The organism is bacterium, assembly GCA_020444065.1.
In the GTDB taxonomy this organism is placed as follows: Bacteria; Sumerlaeota; Sumerlaeia; order SLMS01; family JAHLLQ01; genus JAHLLQ01.
The window spans coordinates 400,117-414,514 of sequence record JAHLLQ010000001.1 but is presented as its reverse complement, the minus strand read 5'-3'; the positions used below and the strand labels follow the sequence as shown (position 1 = coordinate 414,514).

Annotated in this window: 12 protein-coding genes; 10 read left to right on the top strand and 2 right to left on the bottom strand. The window is 57.8% G+C overall.

Annotated features, from left to right (window positions below):
- Positions 1-197: 197 nt before the first annotated feature.
- The 10 genes from KQI84_01580 to KQI84_01535 all read left to right on the top strand — a co-directional run bounded on the left by KQI84_01580 (position 198) and on the right by KQI84_01535 (position 11,172).
- The gene (locus KQI84_01580; GenBank protein MCB2153550.1) at positions 198-1,295 is read left to right on the top strand and encodes an MCE family protein; all 1,098 of its coding nucleotides are present in this window, start codon (positions 198-200) and stop codon (positions 1,293-1,295) included.
- 9 nt (positions 1,296-1,304) lie between these two features.
- Positions 1,305-2,972: a hypothetical protein gene (locus KQI84_01575; GenBank protein ID MCB2153549.1), complete on the top strand. Its 1,668-nt coding sequence runs from the start codon at positions 1,305-1,307 to the stop codon at positions 2,970-2,972.
- 227 nt (positions 2,973-3,199) lie between these two features.
- Entirely contained in the window at positions 3,200-4,039 is an 840-nt protein-coding gene (locus KQI84_01570) for a tetratricopeptide repeat protein (protein ID MCB2153548.1), read from the top strand.
- Between the two features lie 31 nt (positions 4,040-4,070).
- Positions 4,071-5,033 carry a roadblock/LC7 domain-containing protein gene (locus KQI84_01565; protein ID MCB2153547.1) on the top strand — a complete coding sequence of 321 codons (963 nt, stop codon included), beginning with the start codon at positions 4,071-4,073 and terminating at the stop codon, positions 5,031-5,033.
- A gap of 43 nt (positions 5,034-5,076) precedes the next feature.
- Positions 5,077-5,430 (top strand): roadblock/LC7 domain-containing protein, encoded by a 354-nt coding sequence (locus KQI84_01560; GenBank protein MCB2153546.1) that lies wholly within the window; start codon positions 5,077-5,079, stop codon positions 5,428-5,430.
- Between the two features lie 74 nt (positions 5,431-5,504).
- A complete protein-coding gene (locus tag KQI84_01555; protein MCB2153545.1) occupies positions 5,505-6,740 on the top strand; it encodes a GTPase domain-containing protein in 1,236 nt (411 codons plus the stop codon).
- A 58-nt stretch (positions 6,741-6,798) separates the two neighbouring features.
- Positions 6,799-7,284 carry a roadblock/LC7 domain-containing protein gene (locus KQI84_01550; protein MCB2153544.1) on the top strand — a complete coding sequence of 162 codons (486 nt, stop codon included), beginning with the start codon at positions 6,799-6,801 and terminating at the stop codon, positions 7,282-7,284.
- A 58-nt stretch (positions 7,285-7,342) separates the two neighbouring features.
- Positions 7,343-8,659, top strand: a complete 1,317-nt coding sequence (locus KQI84_01545) for a DUF4388 domain-containing protein (GenBank protein MCB2153543.1) — start codon at positions 7,343-7,345, stop codon at positions 8,657-8,659.
- A gap of 50 nt (positions 8,660-8,709) precedes the next feature.
- On the top strand, positions 8,710-9,861 hold the full coding sequence (locus KQI84_01540; protein MCB2153542.1) for a response regulator: 1,152 nt from the start codon (positions 8,710-8,712) through the stop codon (positions 9,859-9,861).
- Between the two features lie 204 nt (positions 9,862-10,065).
- Positions 10,066-11,172: a hypothetical protein gene (locus KQI84_01535; GenBank protein MCB2153541.1), complete on the top strand. Its 1,107-nt coding sequence runs from the start codon at positions 10,066-10,068 to the stop codon at positions 11,170-11,172.
- Positions 11,173-11,246: 74 nt separating this feature from the next.
- Here KQI84_01535 and KQI84_01530 read toward each other — a convergent pair whose 3' ends face one another.
- Complete coding sequence (locus tag KQI84_01530; protein ID MCB2153540.1) at positions 11,247-12,284, bottom strand: hypothetical protein; 1,038 nt, start codon at positions 12,282-12,284, stop codon at positions 11,247-11,249.
- 2 nt (positions 12,285-12,286) lie between these two features.
- Complete coding sequence (locus KQI84_01525) at positions 12,287-14,308, bottom strand: carboxypeptidase-like regulatory domain-containing protein (GenBank protein MCB2153539.1); 2,022 nt, start codon at positions 14,306-14,308, stop codon at positions 12,287-12,289.
- Between the last annotated feature and the right edge of the window lie 90 nt (positions 14,309-14,398).

The following is a 14,398-nucleotide window of genomic DNA, read 5'->3' as shown; positions in this document are numbered from 1 at the left end:
TGTTTCGCGCTCCTCCTCGGAAACGGGGATTCCGGCGGAATCAGATGCTCTTCAAGGCTTCTTCATGCCTTTGCTCGGGTGGAATCTCAATTCCAATCCCGCAGGAAATGGCCGCGAAACGCGTCTTGCTCTTGCGTTCGACGGACCTGTGGATGGAATCTTTTCGCCTGTATTGATTGCACAGGAGGTTTTGCACCGTGCCGAATTCGTCCGGTATAGCTGTCAAAGTTGGTATTTTCGTTGTCGTTGCGATGATTCTGCTGATCGCTTTCAGCGTTCGCGTCTCGGATGGATTATTCAAGGAAGATCGCTATCACGTCGTTGCCCACTTCGATGACGCCGTCGGCCTGGAAGTCGGGTCGGACGTTTCCCTTCGTGGCGTCCGAGTTGGCAAAGTCGAGCAGATGGGCTTTGATACGGAGCGTCGCGACGTCAAGACGCAGCTTCTGATCGATAAGAATATCGCCCTTCCGACCGATAGCGTGGCGCGCGTCGTCCGCAGCGCGTTCCTTGGCAATGCCACCATCGTGATCGGCTACGGGGAGGACACGAAGACGATCGCCGAAGGCGGTGAAATCCAAACGGAAACCGTTCCGAGCCTGGCGGATCTGGCGGAGAATTTCGCCGAGATCAGCGAGGATGCGAAGACCCTGGTGAAGTCGCTGAACGAGCAGCAGGGCGACATTCTCGCGAAGATCGAAACAGTGATCGACGAGAATCGCGAGAACATCAAGACCACCTCCGAGTCCTTCGCGCGCGTTGGTCCGAAGATGGAAGAACTCGTCGCTCGTGCCGATGAAATTGCCAGCGACATGCAGGGCGGTAAGGGAACCCTTGGTCGCCTTTACCAGGACGATCAACTCTACGAAGATCTGCGTGGGCTCTCGAATTCACTCGAGAATATCACGGCGGAAATTCGCGATGGCGACGGTACGCTTCATCGTCTTGTCTACAACGATGAGCTTGCCCAAAAGGCTCAGGAATCGTTCGAGAATCTCGGCAAAGCCGGCAACGAAATCCAAAGCCTTCTCTCCGACCAGCGCGGCGATCTTGAAGACCTGATCGCGTCGCTCTCCGATGTCGGCCCGAAGCTCGACAAGGCAATCGGAGACATCGAGATCATGACTCGCAAGATGAATAGCGACGAAGGGACGCTCGGGTTGTTGATTAACGATCCGTCTCTTTACCAGGACACGAAACGAGCTGTGAATCAGGTCGGTGAATCTTTCGAGAGCAGCGAAGAGCAGGGCGTCATTCGATCCTTCCTGGGTGTTGTTTTTGGCGCGCTGATCTGATCGACAGGAATGCAACCGGAGACGAACAACTACCGGAAAGTGCTGATCGCCGTGGGTGTACTCGCCACGGCGATTCACTTTGGTTATGTGTTGCTTGCGCCCATTCCTTTTCAGGAAGCGCGCAACATTGTCGACGATGCGTACTACTATTGGGTAATTGCACGAAAGTTCTGGGGCACAGGCTTTTTCACGTTCGACGGCATTCACCCAACAAGCGGATTCCAACCACTCTGGCAATGGATTCTGCTTCCTTTCGGCCTGCTTAACAAGACGCTGCAACTGCGGCTTTCAATGCTACTAGCCGCCGCATGTTTTCAGGCTTCCGCGTGGGCACTTGTTCTTGTCCGCGATCTGCCGGAGCGCTTTCACAAGGCAGCAGTGATTGCCGCATTGCTGCTTTGGATTAACGTGAGATTGATTTTTGAATTCGCAAGTTCGGGCATGGAGTTCGGACTCTACATGCTCGTTGCAACGTGCGCGATCTTGTCCGCGGCGAAAGTCTTGTGGACGGACGATTCGCGACGCGCATGGTTTGCCTCTCTGTGCATGACAACCGCACTTCTTCCTCTCGCAAGAGTCGATGGCCTGGGGCTCTCCGGACTGATTTGGTTGTGGGTTTTGATTCGATCGAAGAACCGATTGCCAGTCGTGATCTTCGGCGCGCTTTCGACGCTTCCTTTCATCGCGTGGCTGCTTGCTAACCAGGCCGTGTTTGGACTCGCGCTTCCAGTCAGTGGACTTGCGAAACAGATGAACCAGATGGCGGAACTTCGCGCCGACAACATCGAGCAATGGAGTGTCGCGTGGTGGGGGATGGGTATCAAGAAGACCGCCATTCTCTTTATCGGAAACGTCCTTCGATTCTTCAGCGGATTCATTCCTCCCGGTCCATGGCCAAGGGTTGTCCTGGTCGGCGGCGGCCTCTTCTTCTCCGCCGTTGCTGCCGTTGCCGGATGGATTCTGCATCGTCGAAGGAATGTCGCCTTGCCCATTTGCGATGCAGACGCACGGCGAGTAGCCGAGCCAATACTCGTGCTGCTCGCGTTCAGTCTTTGCCAAGTGCTCGTCTACAGTTTCACCATTCCGGGCAGCACCCACTATGCGCAGTGGTACTATGGGCCGTTCTATCTCGGAATTGCTCTGGCGGTGGGGTGGTGGTTGGGAACAGTGCGAGTCGACATCGCCGCAAACGCAGCGTCGGGATTGCTGATCTTCCACCTGGCGGCCATGTGCATTCTCCCGCAGCCGATCCAGATCGCCAATCCCGGTTTGCGAAAGGCCATCGCAGCGTTGGAGGCTCAAAACCCGCCGGAGGGCACTCGAATCGGCTCCTGGAATGCAGGCTTGGTGGCATTCCTGGCGCCCGACAGCGTGCAAGTCGTGAACCTTGACGGCCTGGTCAACTCCGTCGATTTTGCCCGTAAATATGTGGGGGATAAGGACTTACGTCCATATTTGAGCCAAGAATACATCCGTTACCTGGTAGACTACTCGACTGGCGAAGACGCAGAAATGTGGCGCCAAATCCTTGCGTTTCGGATGGGAACCTACAAGACTGGCGGGGAACTCAATGTCTCGATGGTCTATTTGGGAGACGTCGAGGAAGGAACGGAAGCAGAACCACGGCGATATTTCGTGCTGGAGGTGCCACCGAGCGCCACTGAGCGCGGATTTTGACACGCGGTTAGTCGACTTCGCGCCAGGGGTTTTTCCACCCCCGCGAAAACCTTTGCTTGCGTCCTTGACGGGAAGGTGGGCTTTTAGCCTACGGAAACCTTTGAAACTGGGGTATATGGACTTGTGAGAGAGTTTGGCGGTACCGGGCGGTGAAGTCCATTCGCCCGAATGTCAGCGGGTCCATAGCCCCGCTTGACGCGGCAGGCCCTTGAGAGTCGACTGAGGATATGGCGGCGAAACCGAACGACTTGGCAAAGTTGGAAGCGGACTTCCTATCCGGAAGAAACCCGCTCGCGTACATTCCGCTCTGTAATGCGTTGCGTCGGCAGCGCCAGTACTCCCAGGCGCTCGATACCTGCCAGTTGGGTCTGTCCCGCGATCCGAACTCGATTGCCGGGCGAACGCTTTTCGCTCGACTGCTGGCGGACATGGGGCGTTACTCCGACGCTTTGCAGGAAGTTCAGAAGGTCGAACCCATGGCGCCCGACGCGATGGGCCTCATGGTGGAAAAGGCGCGTTGCCTGATTAAGATGCGCCGCACGCAGGAAGCGGCGGAGACGCTCCGCATGCTGGATCAGCGCAACCCGATGGACCCGCAGGTTCAGTTGCTCAACTCTCAACTGCGCTCTCTGCAGGGCGAAGACTATCGCCAGTCGCGGGAAGTCTCGACCGCAGATGTTTCCGTGAATCTTCCGCTCGAAGATATTGTCAGTTCTCTGATGCAGCAGTTGAAGACACTCGGGGTCATCAAAATGGTTGCCGCCCTTGACCTTGATTCCGGAAAAAGCTGTGTAGAAGGTGAGTTGGATATCACTGGGGCGGCGGAGATGAATTACCAGGAGGTCGCCCTGGCCTGCGATGAGCTGGACCAGGGGACCGTTCGTTATCAGGTGTTGGAGATGGTCAAGGCGCAGGTTCTGATCGTGCGCCGCGGCCGGAGAATGATTGTGGCAGCGGCTGATCCGGAGGTCAACTTCGGCAAGCTGCACCACCGGGTGTTCTCAGCCAGTCTGCGGATGATTACCGAGTCCGCAGCGGCAGGCGCCCGACCAATTGCGCAGGACTAGACGGAGTTCCGCCTAAGGAAAGGAACAGCGAATGATTCCCGTCAATCGGCTGACTGCTCTCGTTATCATCACGTTCCTCGGACTGGTTGCCATTCCGATGGCGTTTGCCTCGACGCCCGTCCTCTTTGAGAGCGCAGCGGTCATGGTGCCCGTTGTACTGGTAGCGGAGCTGCTGATTTACTTTATTCTGACGCTCGTCACGAATCCGCGGATGACGATCCCGACCGTCGCCGTCCTGGCCGTCACCATGGCTTTGGCGCGCGCCGTCGCCTCGGTGATCGGGGCCGGGATTGCCAGTTGGATTCTCGGGACGCAAGGCACCGGGGCGGGGGCTGAAGTCAGCTACCTCGTCGCCTGGGCCGGAAATCCGATGAGCGTCATCTCGCAGGCACTGCTGCTGGTCCTGGTGACGCCTCACATTCTGGAGTCCGCGATTCCTGAACTCGTCGGTCCCGAACTGAGAGAGAAGCTCGGTTCGACGACCCCCATCGAGCGTCCCACCCAGAAGGGCGGGGGAACGGCTCATGTGGACACGATGCCCTCCGGCGGATTCATCCAGTCGTTCAGCTATGACGAACTGGCGGGCGTGATCAAGAAGAGCCATGGACTCGAGGGCTTCCTGATCTACAACAGCGAGGGACTGATTGTCTGGCGCGACTTCCCGCTGCGGATGGATCTGGATCGCCTGGTGGCGAAGATCACCTCGCTGCAGCGCCAGATGGGCGCTGTGGTGGAAGATGCCGGCTTGACCCGGATGCGAAAGGTGATGGTAGAGTCCAAGGAGCACTTGATTTTCATCACGGATCTTAATCAGAATTTCGGTCTGGTAATGGTGTATAACAGCCAGGTATCGCCCGAAGATTGTTACACCCGGTTGGCGGTGATTTCAAAATCCGCCCGGGAGTTCTTGCAGTGGAAGTACCCTTCTTTGCCGGTGACGGCTTCGCTGTTCCAAAGCGCGGAGTCTGCCGTCAAGATTACACCGGGAGCCTGACGAACCGGGAACTGCCATCTCTATTCCTTCCGGAGTTGATGCGATGGAAAGAACATTAGCGGAACTGAACAAGACCCCTGGGGTGATTGGCTCCTTTGTGGTCGCTCCCGACGGCATCATCGTCGCGTCCGATTTCGCCTCGGAGCTCAACGATGAGATGATGGGCGCTCTGACCAGCTCCATCATCAACTCGACGGAGAAAGCTACGAAAAAGATGGAACAGGGGGATCTTGTCTCGTTCATTGTCGAGACGGATCGGAACAAGCTGTTCTTCAATTCGACGCGTTCGGGTTTCCTGGTCTGTGTGGCCACGCCCGAGGCCAACCTCGGGTTGGTCCGTGTCGAAATGCGTTCGGCCTCCGAAAGGCTGAACAATCTTGGAATTGGGGTGCACTGAGAAAGCCGGGAGGCTACGTGCGCCGTATTACGTCTGGAAACGCCACCCCGTAGCGAAGGATCTTTCGAGAACAAATGGCAACACTCAATTACGCGTTCAAAGAAATCTCTTGTAAGATCGTGTATTATGGCTGCGGTCTTTGCGGGAAGACCACAAACCTGATCCACGTCCACAAGACCGTGCCGGGCAAGTTCCGCGGCGAGCTGGTCTCTCTGGCCACGGAGCAGGACCGCACGCTCTTCTTTGACTTCCTGCCCCTGGATCTTGGCGAGGTTAAGGGATTCAAGACCAAGTTCCAGCTCTACACCGTTCCGGGCCAGGTTTACTACAATGCCACGCGTAAGCTGGTTCTCCGTGGTGTGGACGGTATCGTCTTCGTCGCCGACAGTCAGCGGGATCGTCTTCAGGAGAACCTCGAGTCCCTCGAGAACCTGAAGCAGAACCTCGCCGAGTACGGCTATCACCTGCAGGACCGTCCGGGTTCCGATGATGACGGCGTGCCCTGGATTCTGCAGTTGAACAAGCGCGACATGCCGCAGATCAGTACGAAGGAAGAGATTGTCGAGGCCCTCAGTTGCGACGGCATTCCGACAGTCGAAGCCGTCGCTGTGACCGGCGTTGGCGTGAAGGAAACGCTCAAGGGCATCAGCTCTCTGGTGATTCAGAAGCTGAATACCGGTGGTGGCGCCCTTTCCGGCGGCAGTTCCTCGAAGTCTGCCGCTCCTGCCGCCTCCGCGGCGGCCTCAGCGCCGGCTGCGCAGGATGATGATGACGAGTACGGCGCGATCGAAGAATCGGATCTGACGGATGAGGCCCTTGAGGCTCCCCAGCCGCCAAAGGCTGCTCCGCCTGCCCCGGCGCCCGCTCCCGCCGCGAAGGAACCGACACCGGCGCCGACTCCGGCGGCTGCCGAGCAGCAGAAGTCCGCTGCGCCGGCATCCAGCGGCCCCCCGACCCTGAATATTTCTCAGCGCTGCGATGGTCGTTGGCGCGGGATGAAGACGGGAAGCGGCAATCTGACGATCGCCAATATTTCCGGTTCGACCGAGTACCAGCTCACTGGTGTGTTGTCCTTCATGGGCGTCTTCAAGAGGACCTGGAGCAAGAAGCTCATCTTCAAGGGCTCCGAAATGAAGAACTACGAAGGACAGGACACGAGCTTCTTCCACTTTGAATCAACGGGCGGCCAGGAAGGGCCGATGGTGAACGTTTGGGTTCAGGACAGTATTGAGAAGAGCCTCTTCGCCCGCTATCTGGGATTTGGCGGTGAAGTGGCCGTCCTTCCCGAAGGCAAGAAGGACACCCCCTGAAGATCAGCACCCGGTTTTGCGCCTTTGTAGCACGTGATGCACAGAAAGGACCCGAGAGATGGCCAAAGCTCCACTGATTCTTACCAAGACCGAGATCACGCAGATCCATCGGACTCTGCTGCAGATGCTCAAGCAGTCCGAGGCCAAGTGCGCCATTCTGGTCGACGCCGATGGTAAGTGCCTCGCCAAGAAGGGCTTCACGCAGAATATCGATACCGATGCTCTGGCTGCCCTGATCGCCGGCTCCTTTGCATCTACTCGTGCCATGGCCTCCCTTGTTGGAGAGTCGGACTTCTCCGTGCTCTTCCACCAGGGCGAAAAGGACCACATCCACAACATCCTCGTCGATGACGACACGATCTTGACCGTTATCTTCGACGATCGCACCACCATCGGCATGGTTCGCCTGTACTCGAAGGAAGGAACCAAGGCCATTCGCGAGACGCTGGATGCCGCTCGCCACAAACGCCTCCCATCCGGACGCCAAGTGGATATCGAGCGCGACGTGGAAGACCGCCTGGACGATCTGTTCAAGACCGACTGACGCTGCCATTCGCTTCATCGAGATCCGATAAGCGGGCTGAGCCCGGAGTTTCTGGACTATGCAAGGTAGTCTTAATCAAGTTCCGCTTCCCGAAGTTCTCCAGTTTATCAGTATGGGGAAATCGTCGGGAATGCTTCATCTGCGCCGCGGAAACACGGAGATCACTCTCTATATCCAGGCGGGTCGCATCATCAACTCCTCCTCGATCGAGCGCCGTCGCCGTCTCGGCGATCTGCTTGTCCATCGGGGATTGTTGAAGCGCAGCGAACTGGCCCAGCTTCTGAACCTGCAGCGCACAGTCGAATCCGACAAGCGCCTTGGCCAGATTCTGGTCGAACGCGACATCATTTCCGAAGACACGATCCGCGAGACTCTTCGTCTGCAGTTGGAGGAAGAGATCTGGAATCTGTTTGCCTGGGACGATGGCGAGTTCAAATTCGAGCAGGTCGATGAATCTCGTCTCGGCGATGCGATTGTCACGATCGAGATTGAACCGCTGATTCTGGAAGGCAGCCGCCGCAACGACGAGTGGCAGAAGATTCAGGCCGTCATTCCGCACGACGACCTGGTACTTTCGCCGGTCGAAGTCGGGGACAGCTTTCAGCGCGATCTGAATCTGCGGCCGCAGGAATGGCGGGTCCTGGCTCAGGTAAACGGGCAGTTTACCGTCAAGGCGATCGTAAATCGCTCGAATATGGGGCGCTTCGAGGTGCACCGGATCCTCAGCCAGTTCCTGAAGACTGGATTGCTTCAACACGCAGACGCTGCAAAGAAGAACGGTGCGGAAAAGAAGACTGAAGGTTCCGGCGAGGAAGTGAAGTCGGAAGCCGCACCACAGGCGGAAGAGCAGGCAGCCGGCAAGAAGGGCGGGCTGCTCGGTCTGATCGGCGGTGGCAAGAAGCAGGAAAAGAAGTCCGTGCCGCGCCAGGCGATGGATTTCATTTCTCCGATCGGCCTGATTGCTCACTTCACGAATGTTCTCGCCGAACGACTGATGGATCAGAAGGAATACTCTCCGGCGGAGAATGACGAGAAGCTCTACGAGCAAATCTGGCGCGACCTGCTGCAGACCTACACGAAGGCAGACATGGTCGAAGTCCATCGGAACACCGTGGATACGCGCCAGATTGAGACGTTCTTCAGTTACTGTGAATACACCGAGCCCGTTGATGAATGTTACGAAGACGCGCTTGAGGGCTTGTTGAATCTGCTGCAGATCGCCTTCCGCGTATTCGCCCAGCGAGTGGGGGAGCGGGCCGCTTCGCGGGTCGTGCGGGAGTTGCTCGACGAGATGGGCCCCAGGGCCACGGTTCGCTTCCGTGGTCCCTTCCCACTGGTCGAACGCGTGCAGAATATTCTGCGCCTCGTGGCCTGAGGCCTCGAAAACCGATTCCGCCCCTGTAATGGGCGAAGGAGCATCTTCCCATGCCGGGTGAACGGCTTCTCGTTGTCGACAATTCCGCTACCGTCCAGGAGGTTACCAAGGCCGTCCTGGAGGAGCATGGTTTCCGCGTTACGATCGCCAGCAACGGACTCGCTGCGCTCGCCCATCCCGAGCTCGAGCAATACGACCTCATCATGGTCGATAGCACGCTGAAGGGCATCGATGGCCTGGAAACAACCCGTCAGATCAAGACCGACAAAGAGACCTACAAGATTCCCGTTCTGCTTCTGATTCCGGAAGACAGCATCGATCTGTTGGAGAGCGTTCCGCTGAAGGGCGCGACCGGCTGGATCGCCAAGCCATTCACGCCGACTCGCCTGCTGACGAAAGTCGAGGAAATCCTCGACGAGCAGCGCCTGCGCCAGAAGTCCCGCGAGTACCTGGAAGAAGCCGCCGAGCGTCACATGCAGGCGGTTGCCGAGCAGAAGATCCAGGCCGCCGTCGAGCGCAAGATTCAGATCATCGTCGAGCGCGCCATCCAGTCGATCGTCTCCATCATTGACCAGCGCGCCCGCCGCGAGGTGGAAGCCCGCGTGACGTCCCTGACTGCCGAAAAGGAGCAGGAACTGGTCAAGATGACCGTGCAGGAAGTCGCCAAGTCGATGGTCGAGAAATTGGCCGAGCGCAAGGTGACCGAGGCCATGAGCAACATCCTGGTGGAGCAGACAGAAAAGACCGTCAAGCGCGCCGCCGATGGCATGTTGCCCGGCATGGTGCGCGAGCGTCTGAAGGAACAGATCGAGAACGTCCTGCCGCGCGAAGTCGAGAATCGCGTCCAGAAGGCGGCTGAAGAGCGTGCCGCAGAGATTGGCGAGAACATCGTCGCCATCATTCAAACTCAGGCGCAAAAGCTCGTTCCCCTCGTCGCCAAAGAGAAACTGCCGGAACTGGCCGAGAAGCAGATGGTCGACCTGGCAGAGAAGAAACTGCCGAAGATCATCCAGGACTCGGCCCGTGCAGCCGTCGGCAATGAGATGAACTCGACGTTGAAGCCCTTGATGGAGCGTGAAACAGCAAAACTCCGGAAGCAAACGCGCTCGTGGATGGTGATCTGCGTGATCATCGTCGTGTTGTCCTGTGTCGTTGGGACATTGCTGCCTCTCATCGCCCAGAGGATCCTTCCTGGCATGTAAGGGATGTACCAATCGGAGTTCGGATCGTACGTTGTGGTACGCCCTTCATCGTACACTCCGTGGTAGGTTCTCGTCTAAATCAAATAAAATCAACTGTTTCTCTCGATGCCGATACGAATTCTCGTGTCGGCATTGAACTTTCTTCATCCTGCTGCAGATGCCGCTGCTCAGTATGGCAAGCTCAAGGATCACAGGAGAAAGATCATGAAACGCGCTACCAAGACTATCACTGCCATCGCTGCTTCGCTCTGCTTGGGCTTCATTGGCTACGGCTTCGCTCAAGGTCCGGACGACGCACCGAACCAGGACGCACAGAACAACGCAGGATATGCTGCTCCCGCTCCGTGGACTCGCGGCGCAGGCCCGCAGCAGGGCAACTACCAGCAGGGCCGCCGCGGCTACTGGCAGCAGGGCGCCGGCATGCAGGGGCAGCAGAATTGTGCTCCCGGAATGCAATGCCCGCAGGGCTTTGGTCCCGGGATGCAGGGACAGCCACCTCAGGGCTTCGGCCCTGGGATGCAGGGTCAACAAGGTTTCGGACCTGGAATGCAGGGACAAGGCTTTGGGCCGGGAATGGGTGGACAGGGATTCGCGCCACCGCGCATGCAACGACCGGGATTCGCCCCTGGGATGGGCGGTTGGGGCCAGGGCCGTGGTCAGCGCGGCCAGCAAGGCGGACCGCACTTCGGAGAGCGGGCATGCTTCTGGGATGACGAGGAACTCGTCGACGCCATCGGCCTGACCGACGAGCAGGTCAACTTGCTCCAGAAGAGCTACGACGAAACCGAGAAGGCTTTGGAAGGCTTCGAAGACGAGACTCCGGCCGACTACCACAACGCGATCAAGGAAGCGTTGGACGCCGACGCCCCCGATCTGGCCGAGGTCAACGCCGCCATCGACGCCATGACCGATTCGCAGAACGCCAAAATGAAGGCGCTGCTGGGACATCGCGTGGTCGTCAAGAACGTCCTCACGGAAGAGCAGGAGCAGGAACTGCAGGACTACCGTCGCGATCGCGTCCGCGATAATCGCGACCAGATGCGCCAGGCCATCCGCGAAGTCCGCGATCTTGTTCGCGACCTGGCGAAGGACGGCCTGAGCGAAGAAGATCAGGCGGAGATCGATGCCGCTCTCGAAGATCTGGAACCGCAGGTGCGCGAACGCGTGGAGAATCGCCTGGAACGCATTGAGCAGCGGTTGCAGGGCGGCGCCCCCGCAGCGCCTCGGTTCCAGCAACAGAATAACTGGCAGCAGGGGGACAATCCTCAGGCACCCGGCGCGCCGGAAGCTCCTCGCCGCAATCGCCGTTGAAGCTTCTGCTTCTGTCCGTAGTACCCCTGGGACCTCCGCCCCCGATCACCGTCGGGGGCGGAGGTAGTTAAGCGCTACTCGCAAAGCGTGAAGGAATCGCCGATCTGAGTGGCAATCTTCTTCTGTGCTGAATCGCCAGGAGTCATCATCACCGCGAGGAAAATCAGATCGTTTCCCTTTGTTCCAGCGATCTGCAGTGTTTGCAGTGGGAACCCAAAGAGATCGCCCTCGTACCACGTCTTCTGACCGAGTCCGCAATCGAGCTTGATCGCTTCGGTACTGAGGGACTTACGGAACACGCCACCCTGAGCCAGCGATTGTTGCACGGTGCCCTTCAGCTCTTCCTGGGTCATGGGCTTCGGAACCGGGAAATGCACAACGCGAACCTGCGGAACCGGCGCCATCCTTGGTTGAAAAACCTGAATCGTTTCGCCGCGCACTTCGCCTTGATTCGCAACCCAATCGCCCGGAATTGCGAACGTGTGGGAATACTTTGCGTGCTCGATCTGCTTCCAGCCCTTGGGAATTGCACGCGGAGTCGCGGCGACAGTCGCGGCGGGTGTAGCAGCGACTGCGACCTCCGCCTCTTCCGCTTTGAGATCCGGGCCGATGTCTTCGATACTGATTCCCTCGGGCAGATCATCCGGCAGTTCGAGCGTCCGTTGCGAAAGGCCCTGCAGCTCGAAGATCGAAGATTGCATCACTTTGGCGACCTTCCAGCCATCGCCTGTGCGCGCGATGATCATCACGTAAGTCAGCTCCTGATCGAAGCTGTCCGAACCATCGGGCATCGAAACTGTCGATGGTACCGTGACCCAAAGCCCTCCCATGCTGCCGTCGTCATCGGTCTCGAAGCGTGTCGCTTCGACCCCATGTATCTTCACGTCCACCGCATCGAAGGTTGTGGTGTATCCCTGCTCCAGCTCCTCCATCGACATTCCCGCCGCGGGCTGTAGCAGAGGACGGAGTTGCTCGAAGTCCTCTGCCTCCACGGCGGCGTAGTAAGCATGTGCCAGTTGATCGAGTTCAGACGGGATGGCGCTCTCCGCGCCAATCGCGACAGGCGTCAGAGAAAGGAGGGATGCAGCAATGAGCCTGAATGAAGTCGACATGATCAATCTCCCTTCCTATAAGCCCACATCGGGGCGCGTCGCACTGCCAGGACCTTGTTCCCGTCATCATCCGAAATCACAAACCGGAAGGTTGCGCGGAATGACTCCGAGTACGAGTGCGCGATTTTCTCGTTCTCGCGATGGACTTTGTAGACGGCCTTCATGTTGGCGTAGATCACCTTGCCCACTTCCGCGGTTGGTGTGCTTTCCACGCCGAAGGTTCCCAAGACGCCATCCACGACGCCGAAGACGCTGTCGACACAGTTCACAATTTGATCGCCTGTGTGGGTTGGACTGTCCTTGGGCTTTCGACTCTCATCCTGAATCAACGCGGCAACATCGCCGGTCGTCTTGACCATCTTCACGCCATTCACGCCCATTCCCATGATTTCGCTTGGGTCGCCCTTGCCAATTTGGGTGAACAAACGACTCTTGCTTTCGCTATTACGTGCTTTTGAGACGACGCTGATCTGGTCAAAGGTCTTGCCTGCTGCAGTTTCCGTGCTCTTCTCAGCGACATACTTCAGATTTGCTTTGGCGCACTCTTTAAAGAGACTCGGTGTCTTCTTTATGTTGTCACTCAGCTCTGCGGGAGGCCTGTAGAGGAATTTCAGGTCCCCATCATAACATCGCGTCACCACCCAACCTTCATACAGGCCGGTCTCAGTCTCGAGTTTGATGTCGCCAGCAAATTGAATGGCCACTTCAAAGGCGCGTGAATCCGGATCCGTAACGATCAGGTGCGATCCGGGGCGACTTTGGAAGTCTCCCGCGTGCGTTGGTGGGATCGAAAGGCGCTTAATATGCGGGAATGGACTTTCGATTGCGATCGTCGTCCGGCAACTCTTCTGCGTCTCAACATCCATCACTGTGAGTTCAACAGAAACCGGGAATACCAGGCGATCCGCGTCTTCCATGATCGCCATACGGCGGTTCTTCCAAACCGGCATCTGCAGGTAGAGCTTCACGCGCCCATTGCCGTCGGTGTAGTAGTTCGAATCCGCCGACGTTTGCATCATGGGCGTCGTCAGCAACTCGGTGTTCTTTCCTTTGCAGTCGACGAGTGAATCCCAATTCAGTCCAACGGAGAGCTTCCGATTCTCCAGTGGCCGTCCATCTGCCGTTAGCTCCACCTCGATGAGCTGACTCTTCCCATTCGCAAACAACTCCTCCTTCGAGACCTGCTGAACCTTCATGCCGGTCATGTTGGGGGTCATCTCAAACCAATCATGAATGTGCCATTCCCCAAACCCATTCTCCAGATTGATGCGGATGGAGAATTCCCCCTCCGAATCCGTGATCCCCGTTTCCGAGTACTCGACGATCTCGATTTCAGTGCCCGGAATGGGTTCCCCCTCATCGGTCATGACACGACCTGTCACCCAGATCGATTCGGGGATCGACTTTGTCCGGTAGGTGTCTTCGTAGACTTCGTAATTCGGATGCCTCGCAACGATCGTGACTTGATCGACGGCATCATCGATCACAGCCCCGCCCATTGGGATTCGAAAGTCGCCGGATACACCGCTCTCGCCTCCGTAGTCCGGCAAATAAAATGTCCCCACAAGGATTCCTTCGATCTCATCGGCTCCCCATGTGCCCTCAAACGGAGTGAGCAGAATGCTCCCAGGACCCTCCTGGCGACTATGCCAGAGCACTTCCCCTTCGTAGCGATGCCCGGAGTTACCGGCGCGTTTGCCGATGAACTCCAGGCTTTCGTACGAGTGAAAGGTCTCGTTGCCATCTTTCCTCCGGATCATCTCCCTCTTCAGTTCGAAGATCAGTTTGTCGCCGTCAGCCTTCGCCTCGATCGGCCACGTGACTCGTATCTCGGGGTAGGGCAGCCTCGGAAGCGTCCACAACTGATCGCCGTGCCTTTCAACCCGCCAGGGCGGGGCAAAGTCGGTCAGGTAATCGCGATCGAGGCGAATGTACGTATCGGGTGGCTTCTTTACTTCTGCGATCGTGCGCCAAGGGCTGCAAAGCAGAAGCGCTGCGCCCGCCAGTGCCATCCAGATCCTCATGGGGCCCCTCCCTCCAGAGATCGAAATGGAGCTACGGACCATAGAATTCCGGATGTGGAATCGAAGGTGCAAGCTTAACAGGACCGTTGA